The following is an 18,550-nucleotide window of genomic DNA, read 5'->3' on the forward strand; positions in this document are numbered from 1 at the left end:
TTATGGGGCGCGTTTTGTGCCTCTCTGTGCCAGCATGGCTTGGGGCGGGCTTTTGTCCAAACCGGCAGAACCTCAGCAAATCCGCCATCGGATGACCGCAATCGCGCGTGTAAACTATTCTGAGATTCGGTTTGCTGCGCGTCTTTGACGGAAACCGGATCCGGCCCTTAGGGGGCAGCGGCGGCGAGCCGCCCTCATGAAGGGCAGCCTGCGCCCCGAAGACTTGTGACATGCCAGACGGCGGCCCAAGGCTGCCTCCGGCATCAGGATTGGCCCGGAGGGAGACCTCCACAGGGAAATTGTGATGACCACACCGGCCCGGAAGGCCTTTGACGAGGCCCTCGACTTTGACCGGCAGGGAGACAGCGGAAGCGCGCTCAATGCTTATCTGACTGCGCTTGAACTGGCTCCTGATGACATGGAAATCGCCTACCGGGCGGCAACGGCCCTGCTCCGGGCCGGGCATCTGGAGGAAGCGGCCTCGCAGCTGCGCCGGGTCGTGTTCGTCGAGCCGGACAACACAGCGGCCCGTGCGAATCTCGGCAATTGCCAGTTTCTCCTCGGCGACCATGCCAATGCGGAAACCAACTTCATTGAGGTACTGGCCGCCTCACCGGAAAACCACAATGCGCTGTATGGGCTGGCGACGGTCCGTCTGGAACAGGGCAAGCGGGCGGCAGCTCTTGATCCGGCCATGCGGCTGATGGCGCTTCTGCCGGACAGCGCACCGGTTCTGACCCTCTATGGCCAGATTGTTTCCACCGACGCACAGGCGTCCAACGCGGTAGCCGCCCTGCGCAAGGCCGTCAGCATCGACCCGTCCTATCAACCGGCCTTGATCACGCTTGCCGAGCTCTGCATCCGGCGGAAGCGGTTTGACGAAGCGCTGGACCTGGCGCGGCGGGCTCATGAGCTTCAGCCTTCAGCGGGCGCTCCCTTGCGCATCCTGTCCGATGCCCTGCAGCATCAAGGTGCCTTCGAGGAGGCCCATGACGCCTTGATGAAGGCGATCGAAGTCGATCCGGGCCACCGGCTGGAGACCCTCGTGCGTCTCAGCACGGTTTGCCGGAAGATGGGCAACGGCATTGATGCGCTGCTTCATGCCCGCCAGGCGGTCCGCGTGTCGCCGCAGAACCCTGAGGCCGGCAATGCGCTCGGCTCGGCGCTCGCCGCCCTTGGCCAGATGCTGGTCGCACGGGCCGTTCTGACCAACATCGCCCGCAAGACCCCGATGGATGATGCCTTGCTCGACCGTGTGGACGAGGCCTGTCTGGCCGCAGAGCAGCAGAAGGCCCTTCAGACAGCCGCCGAGCTTTCGGCTGCGGCAGAGAACCTCAAAAAAGGCATTGAGCCGGCCAAGCCGCCTTTCTCAAGCGCACATGAAGCGGCAGAAGAGCAGCCGGAGCCAGCTTTCGAGGCTGAGCCTCAGGCTGAGATGTCAGAACCGGCGCATGAAAGCGAGCCGGAGAGCGGTACGAGCGGCGAAGAGATGGAACAGATCGATCTGTTCGCCTCTCCCGGGGATCGCACGGCTGGTTGAGACGGCGGAGTCTTTGGCCGGGCCGTTGGATTGAAAACAAGTATTTTTAGACAGGTCCCGGCTCAAGGCCAGGATAGCGTTGAGTAAAATCTGTGACGGAGCAGGAAATCCGCTCCGCCATCATTCCTTGATGACAGATCAGGCCGCCCGCTCAAGTAGCGCGAAATAGAAGCCGTCCGTGCCGGTCGTTGCCGGCGTCAGCAACAGGTCACCCAGCTCACCCGCATGGACCGGATCCTTGTCCGTGCCGAACAGCCCCTGCCAGAGCCCCAGCGCCGGGCGGACGGAGAACTCCGGATGCCGCTCAAGGAACGCCTTGATCTGGCCGCTGTTTTCCTGAGGCAGAACGGAACAGGTGACATAGGCCAGCCGTCCGCCGGGCTTCACATAGGTGGCAGCGGTCTCCAGCACGCGGGCCTGATCCTCAATGCGGTCCGCCAGCGCCTTTTCCGTCAGCTTCCACTTGGAATCCGGACGGCGGCGCCAGACACCGGTTCCGGTGCATGGTGCATCGATGAAGACGAGGTCCATGCCGTCCTTGAGATCGTCCAGCTTGGAGCTGGCCGGGTCGCGGACCTGAACATTATGGGCGCCAGCCCGCTTCAACCGGTCATGGATCGGTGCAAGCCGCAGACGGTCAGCGTCATAGGCGTAGATCTGGCCCTTGTTTTCCATGGAAGCGGCCAGGGCAAGGGTCTTGCCGCCGCCGCCAGCGCAAAGATCCAGAACCTGCTCGCCCGCTTTGGCGCCAGCCAGCAGGGAAACAATCTGGCTGGCTTCGTCCTGAAGCTCGAACCAGCCCTTCTGATAGCCTTCTTCCGCCTGAACATGGGGCATGCGGGCAGACCCGGCCTTGGGCGCGATCCGCAGACCCGTTGCAGCAATCGCAGTGGCTTCTGCGCCCGCGTGCGCAAGACGCTTCAGCAGCTTGTCGCGGTTCGACTTCAGCGTGTTGACGCGCATGTCGATGGGGGCTCGGGTCGCAAGCGCCCTGCCCTCGGCCTCGGCAGCATCCCCGAAGATTTCCGTAAAGGACGGCCAGAGCCAGGCAGGAACATCCGCCGCGTCCTGAGCTTCCGGCGCACCATCAGGTGCTGCGGTCAGACGCTGTTCTTCAGTTTCGCTCAAGGGCTCCGGGGCATGGTGGTCTTCGGCCAGAACGGTCTTGAGCCGGTCCAGACCCTGTTCCCAGGTCAGGACATAGGTTGCCAGAACGAGGACCCGCGGCTCGTCGGAGCCCATGCGCCAAGCCAGAGACTGGCGGTACCGCAGAGCGTCATAGACAAGATTGCCGATGACCGTGCGGTCACCGGATCCTGCGAAACGGTGGGATGTGCCCCAGTCGCGCAGCGCGAGCTGGACGGGCCGGTGACGAGTTTCCACCTCACTCAGTACTTCAATTGCAGCGGACAGGCGGCCACCATCCCTCATGGGTATACTCCTGGCGGGCCAGCCGCTTGCGGCAGGCCCCCTTTATGTGTCGATTACAGATTGGTCGGATAGTTCGGGCTTTCCCGCGTGATCGTCACGTCATGTGCGTGGCTTTCGCGCAGACCTGCGCCGGAAATCCGGACAAAGCGGGCCTTCTCCTGGAAGTCCTCGATGGTCTTGCCACCAACATAGCCCATTGCGGCGCGCAGGCCACCTGCCAGCTGATGCAGAACGCTGGAAAGCTGGCCCTTGTAGGGAACCTGACCTTCAATGCCTTCCGGAACCAGCTTCAGCGTGTCACGCACTTCCGCCTGGAAGTAACGGTCGGCCGAGCCGCGTGCCATAGCTCCAACGGAGCCCATGCCGCGGTAGGACTTATAGGACCGGCCCTGGTGCAGATAGACTTCGCCCGGGCTTTCTTCCGTACCGGCCAGAAGCGAGCCGATCATGACGGCGGAGGCTCCGCCAGCGATGGCCTTGGCCAAATCGCCGGAATACTTGATGCCACCGTCGGCAATCACCGGAATGCCGTGCTTTGCGGCCTCATTGGCAGATTCCATGATCGCGGTCAGCTGTGGAACGCCGACACCGGCAACGATACGGGTGGTGCAGATGGAGCCCGGCCCGATGCCAACCTTGACCGCATCCGCGCCCGCATCGATCAGGGCTTTGGTTGCTTCCGGCGTGGCGACGTTGCCCGCCAGCACTTGAACGGAATTGGACAGGTTCTTGACCTTGCTCACCATTTCAAGAACGCGGGCAGAGTGGCCATGAGCGGTATCGACGACGACGAGATCAACACCGGCGTCAATCAGGCGCACGGCGCGCTCGAAGCCTTCGTCGCCTACGCTGGTAGCAGCTGCGGCAAGAAGGCGGCCCTGGCTGTCTTTTGACGCATTCGGGTTCAGCTTGGCCTTTTCCATATCCTTGACGGTGATCAGGCCAATGCAGTTCTGGTCCTTGTCGACGACCAGCAGCTTTTCAATGCGGTGATGGTGCAGAAGGCGCTTGGCTTCATCCTGGCTGACGTTGTCAGTCACGGTGACCAGACCTTCACGGGTCATCAGTTCATAGACGCGCTGCTCCGGGTTGGTGGCAAAGCGCACGTCGCGGTTGGTCAGAATGCCGACCAGACGGCCCGTGATCTGCCCGCCTGCACCACCGTTCTCAACAACCGGGACGCCGGAAATGCCGAAGCGCTCCATGAGATCCAGCGCATCCTTCAGCGTCGCGTCCGGTCCGATGACCAGCGGATTGACCACCATGCCGGATTCGAACTTCTTCACCTTGCGCACTTCCTCGGCCTGCTGATCCAGGCTGAGATTGCGGTGAATGACGCCGATGCCGCCGGCCTGAGCCATGGCGATGGCAAGACGGCCTTCCGTGACCGTGTCCATGGCGGAGGAGAGGATTGGAATGTTGAGTTCGAGAGACTTCGTCACCCGCGTGCGCAGGTCGGTCTGCCCCGGCATAACCTCGGAGTGACCGGGGATCAGCAGGACGTCATCGAAGGTCAGCGCTTCGTGGCCGGTGGACGGAACATAGAATGAAGCCATTGCCAATTCCCCTTAAAAAGAATGCTGGAGCGGGACGCAAAGGGAAGCCCCTTGCATCCAACGAGTCGTTTCGGCTGTGCCGGAGAAGTTGGCGCGGGTCAATAACATGCAGGTGACAGTATGGAAACCCCATGCGCAGCAAATTCATGATGCCTGCGGTGGAAAGACCGCCTGGCCCAACTGGGCACTCTCTTTCCGGGTGAAATAATCAAATAAGTGCAACCTTGCCCGTCCGGCGGCCAATTTCGAGCTATAAAGGAAGAATTCTTAATTGGATTCGCCTCCTTGACCTCCCGCCAGCGCCTGATTGCTCTCATCGTTGCCTGTGCCCTTTTCATGCAGAACCTGGACTCAACAGTCCTCAGCACGGCACTCCCCTCCATTGGCCGCTCCTTCAGCATGGATCCCGTCCGGCTCCATCTGGCCCTGACCTCCTACCTGATCGCGCTTGCCGTCTTCATGCCCATGAGCGGCTGGCTTGCCGACCGGTTCGGAACCCGCACCGTGTTCCGTCTCGCCATCACCGTTTTCATTGGCGCATCGATCGGCTGCGGCGCGTCCACCTCCCTGCCCTGGCTTGTCGGCATGCGGTTCCTGCAAGGAATAGGCGGAGCCATGATGCTGCCGGTGGCGCGTCTCGCCCTGCTGCGCGCCGTGCCCAAATCCTCCCTGGTACAGGCCATGACCTGGGTTTCCGTTCCCGCTCTCATTGGCCCTGTCGTCGGCCCACCGCTTGGCGGCTTTCTGGTCACCTATGCCAGTTGGCCGTGGATCTTCTGGATCAACGTGCCCATCGGAATTCTCGGCATCATCATGTCGACGATCTATTTCGAGAACATCAAGGCAGACGACGTGCCACGATTCGACAAGACCGGATTCGTACTGTCGGCCGCGGGCATTGCGGGCATTCTCTTCGGTCTGGAACTTACCCCTCACGCCAGGGATATGGGTCCCTATGGCTATATCCTGATCGCCCTTGGCCTTGCGGTCACCGGTTTCTATATCCGCCACGCCCTGAGGCACCCCGCACCGATCATTGATATACGGCTACTGAAAGTGCCGACCTTCCGGGTTTCGATCATCGGCGGCTCTCTGTTCCGGATCGGCATCGGCGCCATTCCCTTCTTGCTGCCGCTCATGCTGCAGGAAGCCTTCGGGAAGTCAGCCCTGGCCTCCGGTGGCATCACTTTTGCCGCGGCAGCAGGTGCTCTTGCGATGAAGTTTGCAGCCCCCCGCGCCTTGTCCCGGCTGGGGTTCCGCACCGTACTTATCTGGAATGCAGTACTGGCCTCCTGTTCGATTGCCGTCTGCGCAGCCTTCAACAGCGCCACGCCAGCTTTCCTGATGATCTTCATCCTCTTCACCGGCGGCTTCTTCCGCTCGCTGCAATTCACCGCCCTGAACGCGCTCGGCTTCGCGGATCTTGATGAGCGGCAGATGAGCCGGGCGACGGGCTTTTCCGCCATGGCGCAGCAGCTGTCCCTGTCCATGGGGGTCACGATCGCCGCCCTGTCCTTGCAGTTCCTGCCTGGGCTGATCGGGACACCGGGAGAAACCAGCTCGGCCTATGACATGGCCTTCCTGCTAGTCGCTGGGATCATGCTGCTGTCGGTGCTGTCATTTGGGAGCCTCGACCCGAAAGCAGGGGATGCGGTTTCCGGACATGCGGCCACAGCAGGTGGCGAAGCCCGCCCGCCGTCTGATCCGAGAACATGAAAAGGCGCGATCCGGTTTCAGCCGGAACGCGCCTCAGACTGCTGATAAACCCCACCACCGCGCTTTCCCGGACGTAGCGAAGCGAAGATCCGGGATCTTTCTTCTATCTATTCTATTTAAGGAAATAGGGTTTTCAGACAGGTCCCGGCTCAAGGCCGGTACGGCGCGGAGAGATAATCCTGAAGCCTTAGGTTTATCATAAAACTCAGGCTTTTGGCCTCCTAAGAAGGAAGGTCACTCTTCCTCGTCATCTCCCATCCGGTCTTCCGGACGGCCGCGGAAGCCCTTGGCGATCACGTAGAGCTCCGGACTTTCCTTGCGGCTCGCCGGCGGCTTGATATGCGCCACGGTCTTGAAATCCCGCTTCAGCTCGTTGAGCAGAGCGTTTTCCGTGCCACCGCGGAACACCTTGGCCAGAAACGATCCGCCAGGAACAAGGTTCTGCTGCGCGAAGTAGATGGCAACTTCAAACAGGTGCGTCGTCCTCAGGTGATCCGTCTGGCGGTGACCGGTTGTGGGCGCGGCCATATCAGACAGCACTACGTCTGGCTTGCCGCCGAGGGCTTCGACCAGCGCATCCGGCGCATCATCATCCAGAAAATCCTTCTGCAGAAAGGTGACACCCGGAATGTGATCCATTTCCAGATAGTCGATCCCCACCACCTTCGGCGCTTCCGGCTTGGACTTCACCCGGTCGACGGCTATCTGGCACCAGCCGCCGGGAGCCGCTCCAAGGTCCACCACCCGGTACCCCGGCTTCAGGAGTTTATGCTTGTCGTCGATCTCGATCAGCTTGAAGGCCGCGCGCGAGCGGAACCCCTCCTGCTTTGCCCGGCGGACATAGGGATCGTTGAGCTGGCGCTCCAGCCAGCGGGTGGAGGATTCCCGGCGCCTTGCGGCGGTCTTCACCTTGACGTGAAGCCCGCGGTCACCGGACCCTTTGCTTGAACGGCTCATTTTCTGCCTCTTTGGCGGCTGGGCCTGCGCGGGCCGGTCCGTCTCGACCAGACACCATCAGCGGCCATCAGTTCCGTCAGAATACCTTCGCGGAGCCCCCGGTCCGCGACCCTGAGGCGCGAACAGCTCCAGCGGCGGCGGATTGCTTCCAATATTGCGCAGCCGGCGAGCACGAGATCGGCACGGTCTGCGCCGATACAGGGGTTCTCGACCCGCTGGTCGTAAGGCATTTCGCGCAAGTGATCAATCATGGCGCTGACCTGATCATTCTCAAGCCAGGCTCCATCGACCCTGCGCCTGTCATAGCGCTTGAGCCCCAAATGAACGCCCGCAAGGGTCGTGACCGTGCCGGACGTGCCCAACATATGGACGCCGCCGCCTGCAATGGCCGCCGTCAACTCGTTGCCAAGATCGAAGTTTTGAAGATGGGAGGCGACATCGGCCACCATCGCCTCGAACACGCCGTGGGTGACATCCACCCCGCCATGGCGCTCGGCCAGATTGACCACGCCCACCGGCAGGGAAGTCCAGGCCCGGATGAAGCGCGTCAGGGCAAAGCCCCGCGCGCCGCAGCGGTTCCTGAGATCCAGCCAGACGATTTCCGAAGAGCCGCCGCCGATGTCGAACAGGATCACCCCTTCGGCGTCCTGGTCCACCAGTGACACGCAGCCGGCAACCGCGAGACGGGCTTCCGTCTCCCGGTTGACCACTTCCAGCGCCAGACCAGTCTCCGACTTTACCCGGGCAATGAACTCATCGCCGTTTTCGGCCGCACGGCAGGCTTCCGTGGCAATCAGCCGGGACCGCTCGACGCCGCGCTCCAGCAGCTTGCGGTGACAATTGGCCAGCGCCTCGATGGCGCGTTCCATTGCCGGTTCGCCGAGGCGGCGGCTAGCCCCAACCCCTTCGCCGAGCCGGACGATGCGGGAATAGGCGTCCACCACCCGGAAGCCGCGTTCTTCCGGACGGGCAATCAGCAGGCGGCAGTTGTTGGTGCCAAGGTCGAGCGCTGCATAAAGCGGACCTGAGCGCGAAGAAAGCACACGCGGCCCCGGATAAGGCACTCCTTCGCTCGGGCGGACGGGGAAACCTCCCCCGTCGCGGCGGATCTCCTGCCGGTGGCTGGTCTCGACCGTGTGGACTGAATTCTTCCCCGAACCAAGCGTGTCAGCAGCCTGTGCAGACGCACCGTTGCGGCCGCCTGCCGTCTGCGCATCTGCCGCCCCGCCAGACACACCTCCAGACACCCCACTGGTGTCCCGGTGCCGGATATCAGCAGTGCGTGCAGAGTCCATCCTGCGGCGGCGGCCTCTGCGGCGTCCACCTGATCTTGCCTCATCGAGGCTTTCGGCCCCGGCGCCTCCGACCATCGTCTCGGCAGGACTCTCCGGCGCTGCCGTTTCCAGCTGCAGACCCGGCCGCGCGCCACCAGCATGGTCCGCCCTACGCGCACCTTTGCGGGCAAGGGCAGCCTTCGCGCCAAGCCGTCCGCCGCGGCGCTTCGGCTTGGAGCGGCCCTCCCCGGCAACCGTGCCCGAAGCAGCCTGTTGACCGGCGGGCGTCAGATCCTGGGACGAGGCGCCGCTGTCCTGCCCCCCTGCCTGAGCAGAGGAATTCTGGGCAGAGAGGTTCTGTCCAGGGCGTTTGCCCCTGCGTTTGCGGTTCTTCCGGCTGGATTTGGGAAAGGAAGCAGCCTGCCCTGGTCCGGAGGCAGGCACCTGCGCTGGCCCGCAAGACAGTCCACCAGACACTTGGCCAGACGGTCCACCAGACCGTCCGTCAGCTTCACTTGCGCCAATCCGTCCGCTCTCCTGCCCTGTCCCGGTGTCCCGGCCCTTTGAAACGCCGGATTCCGCCTTTGTGGGACGGATTTCGGGCGTCTGGCCGGTTTCCGGTCCGGATCCCTGACGGGTTCCGGGCGTCTGGCTGCCGCGCTGCTTCCGGCGGCGGCGCTTGGAAGAGGCCTTGCCCTTTACGGACAGACCCCTTGCGGACAGTTCAGCGGATCCGCGCCCGGCTCCGGGCGGTTCCTGACCTGATTCTGTCACTCTTCAACCTTTCGGCGCCCGGGAGCGGCTGTTTCAGCCCGCTCCAGCGCTCAAACTTATCGTTGACGAAAGTGTAACAGGTTGCCCCGCAAAGGGATAGCACCCTTGGGACAGGAACTCCGCCTTCCGCATGAAGACCGGCTAAAGAGACCGGACCCAAGGCCCAGCGATTGAAAGGCCATTGCGTAGTCCATGCAGTTTTGCGCTTCTCAAAACTGCCTCGCAAAGGGGACTTTAGCAGTTCGCAGCCCCAACCACCCCGCGAACCGGTCATTTGAGAAGTTGCCTCCCCCGTCCGGCGCGTTGGCAGGCTGATTCCGGTTTGGCCCACCCAGTAACCTCAGGCTGGTCCCCCGCCCCTCAGCGGCTATGGGCTGCCACGTGCTGCGCTCAGGAGAAGCCCGAAAACTGGAAAAACCAGAGACGTCTCAATCTCTTGCAGCGGATTTCACATATGCTGTTAAAAACCGCCAAGAAAATTTCACATGCCCTGTTGCATCCTGAGCCGACTTGGATGTATACCCCCTCTCAACGCCGGGGCACACAGCGTCGGCGCGACGGATCATATTTGTTTTCTAAGGCCTTCCGCCAAAACAAGATCCACCGAACGCTCCGGCGTTTCCTATTGGGGAATAGGTTAACGGTAGACCCACGGACTCTGACTCCGTTAGTCCTGGTTCGAATCCAGGTTCCCCAGCCACACCTTATTTTTAAAATAAAATCAATGAGTTAGGCGGTTTTGAAAAATCGCATGTGTTACAACTATGTGGATGCTCCACATGGAGCTTGTAGCCTTTATTGCCATGACCTTTTTTGTGTCTCACCCTCTAGCAAAATGGAGGGTGATTCTGTGGACCTAAAATCGTTTGTAAAGGCCGCGCTAAACGACGTAATGGACGCCGTGCAAGAGACAATTGTGGACCGGCAGAAGGCTGAAAAGATCGGATACGTGAACCCAAAGGTGGTCAATCCTGACGAAATGGAGATCGATACAATTAAGTTCGACATAGCCATTTCCGCTGGAACGAAAACCAAGGGCGGCGGCGAAGCGGGAATAGAGGTCTGGTCGGTAAAGATCGGTGCGAATGGTGAGCGGGAATCCGAGGCATCAAATGTCAGCAGGGTTGAATTCACTCTAGGCGTCTCTTGGCCATTTACTGAAGTCACCGATGCCAAGAAGTTGATCCGCGTCAGCTAGATCGGCACGTCACCAAATCTTCGACCATCTTTTAAACGCGGCCACTTCTGCCTTCGACAATTTGAACCACTCGCCCCGCGTTCGCTTCGCGGCAAACCTCTTATGCCAGTAAGCTTCTATACCCGCCGGATCATCGGTCAAGATTGAATGCACAAGCTCAATCTCCTGCGGAAGCTCAATCTGTATTTGTCGCCCACGCCTGTTGAGGGAGTTGGTTAAGCCGATTTTATAGTCTAAGCCGTGACGCTGCATATATACATAGCCGAGCGGATCAGATGTTGAAACATCGTCATTGGATGCTTCCGCTCGACGCGGTGGGACGTATCCCTTAGCAAGCGACGCTACGTCTTCGGCACGAAGACTTTCCGCATACCCGACAAGCGCGTTTGCTAAGTCAACCATCTTCCAGCGTGCCTGAATCGTCTTCATAGTCGGCGCATTCGCTCTTCGGCGGGCTTCAAAATCGAGGTCAGCGTAGGATGGAAAGCGCTTTAGGTCTGACGCAACTTCAAAAACGAAGCGCAAAAGATCTTTGTCGGAATAGGCGGATTGAAGATCATTGGGCTCTAAGCCCGCCTCAACAATGGCATCACTCCACGTTCTCCAAATCTTGCCACGCCATTCATGTGGCCTAATCCCAGTCTCAGACTGAAATTTCTCGCGCCCGGGTGCGCGACCATCGTTCCTACTGGCAATATCCCGGATCTTGCGAATTATCTCTTGTTTGTATTCGTCCTGCCCCATTGCGCGGCCTCTCCCTCTGGTTTCAGTGATCTTCGCGCCAAGGAGGCAAAATGCAAGCTCGCCGAGTTTCCCCGGCGGGCCTGCAATTTCTTACGAGTGTCCCGTTTGCCTAAGCTTCCAACTCTGCGAGTTCAGCTTCAGCCTTACTCTGCCGACGCATGATTTCCTCCCGGCGAGCTTTAAGCTTCTGCTCAATGACATCAGAGACGAGAGCGGGCGAGCGCGCCTCCGCCATTTTAGAAATCAGCATCCGGACGACTGCTTCAACCATCATGCCGCCCTTCTGCGTTCCCCAATCCAGTTCATTACCCCCTTAATCAAGTATCCCTTTGATCCCCGCACACAAGCGACCATACGCGCACGAAAAGTTGCGTGAACAGAACCGCGTACAGAACGTTTCCTTCGCAACATCATGGGCTTGACACTTAATATGAACTGTGTGCTTCGGTGGAATAGACGGTAAGTTGAAATCGGAAAGATGCGCCTGATCGGCACATTCAAACTCCCTTCCCTCCGCGGAGCATGAAATGACTGAACACACCCATTTCGATTTCTCCGGACTGACCGAGCGGGAGCGCTACAAGATCCTGATCGGGACGGTGATCCCGCGTCCGATTGCGCTGGTGACCACCGTTGGCAAGGATGGCCGGCCGAATGCGGGGCCTTTCAGTTTCTTCAACGTCCTGACCCATGACCCGGCCATCGTCGCCATTGGGGTGGAGAACTATTCGGACATGCGGTTCAAGGACACGGCGCGCAACATCCGCGAGACCGGCGAGTTCACGGTGCACATTTGCGACAATGCCCTTGTCGAGCAGATGGAGGTCTGTGCGATCAAGTTCGGGCCGGAGGTGAATGAACTGGAGGAAGCAGGTCTTGCGACGGTTCCCGGCCAGATGGTGGCAAGCCCGCGCATCCTGGCAGCTCCAGCCGCCCTTGAATGCCGCAGTCATTCAACCCTTCAGGTCGGCCCTGCCCGGGAAATCATTCTGGGGGAAGTCGCCGGCGTCTTCGTGCGCAGCGACGCGGTCAACACGGAAAACCTCCATATCGACCAGCAGCTGATGGATGCGGTCGGCCGCATGGGCGGCCACACCTATGCCCGCACCCGCGACCAGTTCGATATCAAGACGTTATCACCTCAGGAATGGGCGGGCAGGAAAACAGGGGCGAAATCCGCCGCCGAGTGAGTGGATAGGCCCGGACGTTCCTCACAAGGAACCATGACTTCAACCAAACGGAAGGCACGCCGCCGTGTCTTCCGCGAGGTTGGTGACAAAGGGCCCCTTTCCTGTTCGTCATGGCCGGGCTTGCCCCGGCCATCTGCAAGCCATTGACTTGTTTAGATCCTCGGCTCAAGGCCGAGGATGACGGTGGAGGGGTGGCAAGTTTGTCAGCAGTCTGACGGAAGGCACGCCGCGGTGCCTTACGCAATCAGGATAATCCGAAGGCCTCAGGTCAGCGTCAAAAACAGGCCAGCTGCCAGTTTGGCGCGCTCGGTGAGACTGTCGATCTCGATATGTTCGTTGAGCGTGTGAAGACCCGCGCCGCGCACGCCGATGGAATCGATTGTCGGGATGCCCATGGCGCCGGTGAAATTGCCGTCCGAACCGCCGCCCGCGCTGGCATGGGTCAGGTCGAAGCCGATCTCTTTCGCAAGCGACCTTGTGATCTCGTAGAGCGCAAGAGTGCCCGCATCAGGTTCCCAGACCGGACGGGTCACGCCCCGGGTCACTTCCACGATCACGTCACCGGAGGCATCGCTTAAGGCCAGCATGCGCTTGACGCCTTCGTCCAGATCTTCCTGGCGCTTGGCCATGGAGAGAACTTCGGCAGCGCAGGAGGACGAAACGCAATTGACCCACTGCCCCGCGTGGATCACGCCAACGCTGAAGGTGCAGTCCTCGCCAGTCATGGCCTCGATTTCCAGAACCTTGCGGGCCATGGCCGCAATGGCGGAGCGGCCATCCTTCAATGCCCAACCCGCGTGGCTCGGGCGTCCCACGGTCTTGACGTTGAACCGGGCAATAGCATAGCGGCCCGTGACACAGCCACCGTCGGGCCGAGCCGGTTCCGGCACCATCACATATTTGTTGCGTGCTGCCTCGTTCTCGATCAGGTCGCGGGTCGAGGGCGTACCGACTTCCTCATCCGGGGTAAAGAGGACGGTGACCGGCAGTGGCGTTTCCAGCCCGGCAGCCAGTATCTGGCGCAGAGCTTCGACGCTGACGTAATTGCCGCCCTTCATGTCCTGAATGCCCGGCCCATAGGCCTTGTTGCCTTCAACGCGGAACGGCAGGTCCTTCAGGGTGCCGATGGGATGCACCGTGTCGAGATGGCCACTGAGCAAGATGCCGGGCGTGCCCTTGTTCTTGTGCGGCAGACGGGCCCGGAGCGAACCGCCAAAGCCCATGCGGCCCGGAATGCGCTCGATCTCCGCGCCAAGGGCCGCCAGCTCATAGGCGGCCAGATCCATCATCCGGTTGACGGCGGCGGCATCGAAGGTCGGGCTTTCGCATTCCACCCAGGTCCTGAGGCCCTGCAGCATCTGGTGAGAATCGAACGGCAATTCCTTGAAATTCATCGTCTTGTCCTGATCTTGACGTCGGTGAAGGCTCTGCCGTTCAGAGGGCGAGGCGGCGCTCGATGATGCGGGCATAGATGCTGGCGCCGACCGGCAGGATGGCGTCATCCAGCACGAAACCCGGATTGTGAACCGGGATGCCACCCGCATGGCCAACGGTGCAATAAGCGCCTGGAACCACATTCAGCATGTCGGCGAAATCCTCGCTGGCCGGAACCAGGGCCGACTGGTCGGAGACGTTTTCCGTCCCGACGATATCGGCTGCCGCTTCCAGATAGGCCGCAGACAGGTCCGGATCATTGCGCAGGACCGAGAAGGTCGGGCGCAGGTCCGGCGTCACCTCCACGCCGTAGCTGATGGCAAAACCAGCGCACATGTCCTTGATCCGGCTATAGATAAGTTCCTTCACCCCATCGTCGAAATAGCGGATCGTGCCGGAGAGGACCGCCTTTTCCGGAATGACATTATAGGCGCTGCCCGAATGGATCTGGGTGACGGACAGCACCGCCGGCTGGATCGGCTCAACGTTGCGGCTGACGATGGACTGGAGGCTCTGCACCAGGGCGGCCGCGATAAGGACCGCGTCCTTGGAGTGCTGTGGTGCTGCCCCGTGGCTGCCGCGTCCTTCGATGACAATGTCAAAGGACGTTGCGCCCGCCATGGCAACGCCGGGCCTCAGGCCCACCTTGTTCGGCGCGGCCAGCGGGTTGTTGTGCATGCCATAGACTTCATCGCAGGGGAATTTCTCAAACAACCCATCCGCCAGCATGGCACGGGCGCCGCCCAGACCTTCCTCCGCGGGCTGGAAGATGAACACCACCTTGCCCTTGAAGTTCCGGGTCTCGCTCAGATAGCGCGCCGCGCCCAGAAGCATGGTGGTGTGGCCGTCATGGCCGCAGCCATGGAACTTGCCCGGAGCCGTCGAGCTGAACGGCAGATTGGTCTGCTCATCCATGGGCAGCGCGTCCATGTCAGCGCGCAGGCCGATTGTCTTGCCGCTGCCGCCGTTGCCCTCGAGGACACCGATGACGCCGGTCTTGCCGAGGCCGCGATGCACCTCAATGCCCCAACCGGCGAGGAGCTTGGCGACGATGTCCGAGGTGCGCTCCTCCTCGAACCCGATTTCCGGGTGAGCATGGAAATCATGGCGCAGGGCGACCAGGTCATCGGTGAAGGCGGCGATTTTCGGAAGAACGGACATGGTGGGTTTCCTGAGAGGGAAAGGAGAAAGTGTCTGGCTGGAGCCTGAGGGATAGTCCCTCAGGCGGAGGCGGCGTTGAGCTCGCGGAAATTGGCGAAATCCCAGTTCCGGCCGGGTGCGGCCTCGATCAGGGCCTTTGTGTAGGGGTGTTTGGGATTGCCCAGGACATTGGCCGCCGTGTCGTGCTCCACGACCCGGCCCTTTTGCATGACAAGGACATCGTCGCAGATCTGGGCTGCGACCCGGAGATCGTGGGTGATAAAGAGGATCGCGATCCCGAGCTTTTGCTGCAATTCATCCAAGAGCTTGAGCACCTGATCCTGCACCGAGACGTCCAATGCGGAAACGGCCTCATCGGCCACCAGCACATCCGGTTCCATGGCGACCGCGCGGGCAATGGCGATACGCTGGCGCTGGCCGCCGGAGAACTGGTGCGGATATCGGTCGATGGCATCAGCCGGAAGCCCGACAAGCGCCAGAAGCTCCCGCGCCTTGGCCATGGCCACCTGCTTATCCTGACCGCAATTGAGCGGACCCTCGACAAGGCTGCGCCCCACTGTCCAGCGCGGATTGAGCGAGCGGAACGGATCCTGGAACACGATCTGGATGTGACGGCGATGGGGCCTGAGGGCTGCCCGGCCCAAGGTGGCGATCTCGAGATCCCCCACCTTGACCGAACCCTCCGTCGGATCGATCAGCCGCATGATGCAGCGGGCAACGGTAGATTTGCCGGAGCCGCTTTCTCCCACGATGCCTAGGGTCCGGCCACGCGGGATCTCGAAACTGACGTCCCGGGCTGCATTGGTCGGCTCCCGGTTTACCAGCCATCCGGAGGCGCCATAGACCTTGCGCAGCCCCTGGACGGTCAGGGCCGAGGCCGCTGCTGCCGTTTCCCGGGCCGGGCGCGGGGTCAGGCTGGGCACGGCCTGAAGCAGCTTGCGGGTGTAGTCCATCTGCGGATTGCGCAGAAGCGTTTCGACCGGTGCCTGTTCCACCAGCTCCCCATGTTTCATGACCTGAACCGTGTCGGCAATCTCGGCCACCACACCCATATCGTGGGTGATGAACAGCACGGCGGTGCCGTGTTTGGCCTGAAGCTCGGCAATCAGGCCGAGGATCTGCCGCTGGGTGGTCACATCCAGCGCAGTGGTCGGCTCATCGGCAATGAGCAACTGCGGCTCCAGGATCAGCGCCATGGCAATCATGATGCGCTGGCGCTGGCCACCGGACAGCTGGTGCGGATAGGAGCGGTAGATGCGTTCGACATCGGGCAGATGCACCTGCTCCATGATGTCGAGAACGCGCTGCTTTTTCTCCTTGGCGGACATCCGCTCGTGGGTGTTGAGCACTTCCTCGATCTGCTGGCCCACGCGCATGACCGGGTTCAGAGCCGTCATCGGCTCCTGAAACACCATGGAGAGATGCCGGGCGCGCATGTCGCGCATCTGGCGGCCGTTGAGATCCAGAAGGTTGCGGTCCTGAAGCAGGATCTTGCCGCCGGTCACTTCCAGGGCGGACTTTGGCAACAGCCCCATGGCAGCCAGAGAGGTGACGGATTTTCCGGACCCGCTTTCCCCAACAAGGCAGAGGGTTTCCCCTGCCCTGATCTTAAAGGAAATGCTGTTGAGCACGGGCTTGGCTGTTGGGTTCCCGGTCAGGCCAACGGTCAGGTTCTCGATGGAAAGCACCGGAGGCACGCCCTCGAAGGATTTTGTGCTGAACTTCATGGCTCAGGCCTCCCGTTTCTTCAGACGCGGATCCAGAAGATCGCGGGCGGTGTCGCCAAGGAGATTGATCGACAGGATGCAGAGGGAGAGCATCAGCCCCGGCCAGAAGATCAGCATGGGCTTGATCTGGAAGTAGAGCCTGCCCTCGGCCATGATGTTGCCCCAGGTCGGGATTTCGGTGCTGACGCCTGCTCCCAGGAAGGACAGGATCGCTTCCACCAGGATCGCCGAGGCGCAGATATAGGTCCCCTGAACGGTCAGCGGTGCCAGCGTGTTGGGCATCAGGTGCTGCCAGAGGATCTTCGGCATGGAAGACCCGAGCGCGATTGCCGCTTCCACATAGGGCTCTTCGCGGGAGGTCAACACGACGGAGCGCACGAGGCGCACCACACGCGGAATTTCCGGAATGGTGATGGCGCAGATCACGGACCAGAGGCTTGGCCCGTTGAGCGCGACCAAGGCAATCGCCAGCAGGATCGACGGGATCGCCATGAGGCTGTCCATAATCCGCATGATCACCGCATCGGCTGTGCGGAAGAACCCGGAAACGAGACCGATCATGAGGCCCAGGCCGACGCTGACCAGCGCCGCGCCGACACCGATGAACAGAGACACCCGCCCGCCCATGACCACCCGCGAGAAGAGGTCACGGCCGAAGGCATCAGTTCCAAGCGGATAGGTCTCGCTCGGTCCCTTGAGGCGGTGAAGCGCATCGATCGCCAGCGGATCGTGGGGAATGTAAAGCGGCGCAAACAGCGAGGCGAGAACGATGATCAGCAGAACGACCGCTGCAATCATCGGCCCGGTGCCAAGACGCATGCGCCGGGGCAAGGACAGGAGGCGCAGCACCGGCTGGAGATGGGACACGGCTTGAGAAGGAGCTGTCATCAGTACCGGATCCTCGGGTCAATCAGGCTGTAGGACACGTCGATCAGAAGGTTGATGAAGACGTAGATGGCACTGGTCAGAAGGATCATGGCCTGGATCACCGGATAGTCACGGGCCAGAATGGCATCCACGGTCAGGCGTCCGATGCCGGGAATGTTGAAGACACTCTCTGTCACCACCACGCCGGAAATCAGCAACGCGAAGCCTGTTCCGATGATAGTCAGGATCGGCACGGCGGCGTTCTGCAGCGCATGGCGGAACAGGACCACTGTCTCGCTGACGCCCTTGGCACGGGCGGTGCGCACGAAATCCTCGCCCAGCACTTCCAGCATGCTGGCGCGGGTCATGCGGGCAATCAGCGCGACATAGATGGTGGCCAGGGTCAGACAAGGCAGGATCGCCTTGGACAGGAACTTGGCGAAATCCTTTGAGGGCGCCGTATAGCCCTGCACCGGCAGCCATCTGAGTTCGATGGAGAAAACCTGAATAAAGATATATCCGATGACAAAGACTGGCACGGAAAAGCCCAGAACCGAGAAGCTCATCACTGCGTAATCCGCCCAGGTCCTGTGCCGCCAGGCGGCCAGAACGCCCATGGGAACGGCCAGAAGAACGGAGAGGATGATGGTCATGATCGCGATGTTGATGGTCGGCCAGATCCGGTCCGCGATCATGCTGGACACGGAGGTGTTGGAAATCAGCGAGATGCCGAGGTCGCCCTGAAATAGATGCCCAACCCACGTGGCGAACTGCACCGGCAGCGGATCGTTCAGACCGAGGGAGGTGCGGATCTTTTCAAGCTGTGCAGGTGTTGCCGCATCTCCGGCGATGATGGCAGCCGGGTCGCCCGGGGTCAGCCGCAGCAGCAGGAAAACAAACACCGCGACAATGGTGATCACCGGTATTACGGCCAGAACACGTCGGAAAATATAGCCTATCATCGGCGTTCAAGGGCCTTTC

15 protein-coding genes and 1 tRNA gene are annotated in these 18,550 nt (G+C 61.1%); 5 read left to right on the top strand and 11 right to left on the bottom strand.

Going from position 1 to position 18,550, the window contains the following annotated elements; translation table 11 throughout:
* Positions 1 to 304 precede the first annotated feature (304 nt).
* Complete coding sequence (locus IG616_RS05445) at positions 305 to 1,540, top strand: tetratricopeptide repeat protein (protein WP_192147115.1); 1,236 nt, start codon at positions 305 to 307, stop codon at positions 1,538 to 1,540.
* A gap of 138 nt (positions 1,541 to 1,678) precedes the next feature.
* On the opposite strand, the gene IG616_RS05450 is transcribed toward IG616_RS05445, so the two are convergent.
* Positions 1,679 to 2,971: an RsmB/NOP family class I SAM-dependent RNA methyltransferase gene (locus IG616_RS05450; RefSeq protein WP_192147116.1), complete on the bottom strand. Its 1,293-nt coding sequence runs from the start codon at positions 2,969 to 2,971 to the stop codon at positions 1,679 to 1,681.
* A gap of 53 nt (positions 2,972 to 3,024) precedes the next feature.
* Positions 3,025 to 4,527, bottom strand: a complete 1,503-nt coding sequence (gene guaB, locus IG616_RS05455; protein WP_192147117.1) for an IMP dehydrogenase — start codon at positions 4,525 to 4,527, stop codon at positions 3,025 to 3,027.
* Positions 4,528 to 4,812: 285 nt separating this feature from the next.
* Here guaB and IG616_RS05460 point away from each other — a divergent pair, with 285 nt between their 5' ends.
* The gene (locus IG616_RS05460; RefSeq protein ID WP_246476119.1) at positions 4,813 to 6,243 is read left to right on the top strand and encodes an MFS transporter; all 1,431 of its coding nucleotides are present in this window, start codon (positions 4,813 to 4,815) and stop codon (positions 6,241 to 6,243) included.
* A 234-nt stretch (positions 6,244 to 6,477) separates the two neighbouring features.
* Here the strand turns inward: IG616_RS05460 and IG616_RS05465 are convergent, their stop codons facing one another.
* Both IG616_RS05465 and IG616_RS05470 read right to left on the bottom strand, forming a co-directional pair.
* Entirely contained in the window at positions 6,478 to 7,200 is a 723-nt protein-coding gene (locus tag IG616_RS05465; protein ID WP_192147118.1) for an RlmE family RNA methyltransferase, read from the bottom strand.
* Entirely contained in the window at positions 7,197 to 8,939 is a 1,743-nt protein-coding gene (locus tag IG616_RS05470; protein WP_192147249.1) for a Ppx/GppA phosphatase family protein, read from the bottom strand. Before IG616_RS05470 ends, IG616_RS05465 begins: the two co-directional genes overlap by 4 nt.
* Positions 8,940 to 9,874: 935 nt before the next feature.
* Between IG616_RS05470 and IG616_RS05475 the strand changes: the two genes are divergently transcribed.
* Together IG616_RS05475 and IG616_RS05480 are read left to right on the top strand one after the other, a co-directional pair.
* A tRNA-Gln gene (locus IG616_RS05475) sits at positions 9,875 to 9,948 on the top strand.
* 150 nt (positions 9,949 to 10,098) lie between these two features.
* A complete protein-coding gene (locus IG616_RS05480) occupies positions 10,099 to 10,446 on the top strand; it encodes a trypco2 family protein (RefSeq protein WP_192147119.1) in 348 nt (115 codons plus the stop codon).
* Positions 10,447 to 10,455: 9 nt separating this feature from the next.
* Here the strand turns inward: IG616_RS05480 and IG616_RS05485 are convergent, their stop codons facing one another.
* Entirely contained in the window at positions 10,456 to 11,190 is a 735-nt protein-coding gene (locus IG616_RS05485; protein WP_192147120.1) for a GIY-YIG nuclease family protein, read from the bottom strand.
* 109 nt (positions 11,191 to 11,299) lie between these two features.
* Complete coding sequence (locus IG616_RS05490) at positions 11,300 to 11,464, bottom strand: hypothetical protein (protein ID WP_192147121.1); 165 nt, start codon at positions 11,462 to 11,464, stop codon at positions 11,300 to 11,302.
* Positions 11,465 to 11,717: 253 nt separating this feature from the next.
* On the opposite strand from IG616_RS05490, the gene IG616_RS05495 reads away from it, so the two are divergent.
* Complete coding sequence (locus IG616_RS05495) at positions 11,718 to 12,380, top strand: flavin reductase family protein (protein WP_192147122.1); 663 nt, start codon at positions 11,718 to 11,720, stop codon at positions 12,378 to 12,380.
* A gap of 263 nt (positions 12,381 to 12,643) precedes the next feature.
* Here the strand turns inward: IG616_RS05495 and IG616_RS05500 are convergent, their stop codons facing one another.
* Genes IG616_RS05500 through IG616_RS05520 form a run of 5 tightly spaced genes read right to left on the bottom strand, consistent with a single transcriptional unit; the run spans position 12,644 to position 18,531 of the window.
* Complete coding sequence (locus IG616_RS05500) at positions 12,644 to 13,774, bottom strand: M20/M25/M40 family metallo-hydrolase (RefSeq protein WP_192147123.1); 1,131 nt, start codon at positions 13,772 to 13,774, stop codon at positions 12,644 to 12,646.
* Positions 13,775 to 13,814: 40 nt separating this feature from the next.
* The gene (locus IG616_RS05505; RefSeq protein WP_192147124.1) at positions 13,815 to 14,975 is read right to left on the bottom strand and encodes a M20 aminoacylase family protein; all 1,161 of its coding nucleotides are present in this window, start codon (positions 14,973 to 14,975) and stop codon (positions 13,815 to 13,817) included.
* A 59-nt stretch (positions 14,976 to 15,034) separates the two neighbouring features.
* The gene (locus IG616_RS05510; protein ID WP_192147125.1) at positions 15,035 to 16,702 is read right to left on the bottom strand and encodes an ABC transporter ATP-binding protein; all 1,668 of its coding nucleotides are present in this window, start codon (positions 16,700 to 16,702) and stop codon (positions 15,035 to 15,037) included.
* A 3-nt stretch (positions 16,703 to 16,705) separates the two neighbouring features.
* Positions 16,706 to 17,590, bottom strand: coding sequence for an ABC transporter permease (locus IG616_RS05515; protein WP_192147126.1), 885 nt, complete (start codon positions 17,588 to 17,590; stop codon positions 16,706 to 16,708).
* Positions 17,590 to 18,531 carry an ABC transporter permease gene (locus IG616_RS05520; protein ID WP_192147127.1) on the bottom strand — a complete coding sequence of 314 codons (942 nt, stop codon included), beginning with the start codon at positions 18,529 to 18,531 and terminating at the stop codon, positions 17,590 to 17,592. The genes IG616_RS05515 and IG616_RS05520 overlap by 1 nt, the downstream gene beginning before the upstream one ends.
* Positions 18,532 to 18,550 lie beyond the last annotated feature (19 nt).

Source organism: Roseibium litorale (assembly GCF_014842915.1).
Lineage (GTDB): Bacteria > Pseudomonadota > Alphaproteobacteria > Rhizobiales > Stappiaceae > Roseibium > Roseibium litorale.

Excerpts from the sequence above, each read along its gene's own strand:
- IG616_RS05465 (WP_192147118.1), bottom strand. The coding sequence starts at position 7,200 with ATGAGCCGTTCAAGCAAAGGGTCCGGTGACCGCGGGCTTCACGTCAAG.
- IG616_RS05485 (WP_192147120.1), bottom strand. The coding sequence starts at position 11,190 with ATGGGGCAGGACGAATACAAACAAGAGATAATTCGCAAGATCCGGGAT.
- IG616_RS05520 (WP_192147127.1), bottom strand. The coding sequence starts at position 18,531 with ATGATAGGCTATATTTTCCGACGTGTTCTGGCCGTAATACCGGTGATC.
- guaB (WP_192147117.1), bottom strand. The coding sequence starts at position 4,527 with ATGGCTTCATTCTATGTTCCGTCCACCGGCCACGAAGCGCTGACCTTC.
- IG616_RS05500 (WP_192147123.1), bottom strand. The coding sequence starts at position 13,774 with ATGAATTTCAAGGAATTGCCGTTCGATTCTCACCAGATGCTGCAGGGC.
- IG616_RS05495 (WP_192147122.1), top strand. The coding sequence starts at position 11,718 with ATGACTGAACACACCCATTTCGATTTCTCCGGACTGACCGAGCGGGAG.
- IG616_RS05510 (WP_192147125.1), bottom strand. The coding sequence starts at position 16,702 with ATGAAGTTCAGCACAAAATCCTTCGAGGGCGTGCCTCCGGTGCTTTCC.
- IG616_RS05450 (WP_192147116.1), bottom strand. The coding sequence starts at position 2,971 with ATGAGGGATGGTGGCCGCCTGTCCGCTGCAATTGAAGTACTGAGTGAG.
- IG616_RS05505 (WP_192147124.1), bottom strand. The coding sequence starts at position 14,975 with ATGTCCGTTCTTCCGAAAATCGCCGCCTTCACCGATGACCTGGTCGCC.
- IG616_RS05490 (WP_192147121.1), bottom strand. The coding sequence starts at position 11,464 with ATGATGGTTGAAGCAGTCGTCCGGATGCTGATTTCTAAAATGGCGGAG.
- IG616_RS05445 (WP_192147115.1), top strand. The coding sequence starts at position 305 with ATGACCACACCGGCCCGGAAGGCCTTTGACGAGGCCCTCGACTTTGAC.
- IG616_RS05515 (WP_192147126.1), bottom strand. The coding sequence starts at position 17,590 with ATGACAGCTCCTTCTCAAGCCGTGTCCCATCTCCAGCCGGTGCTGCGC.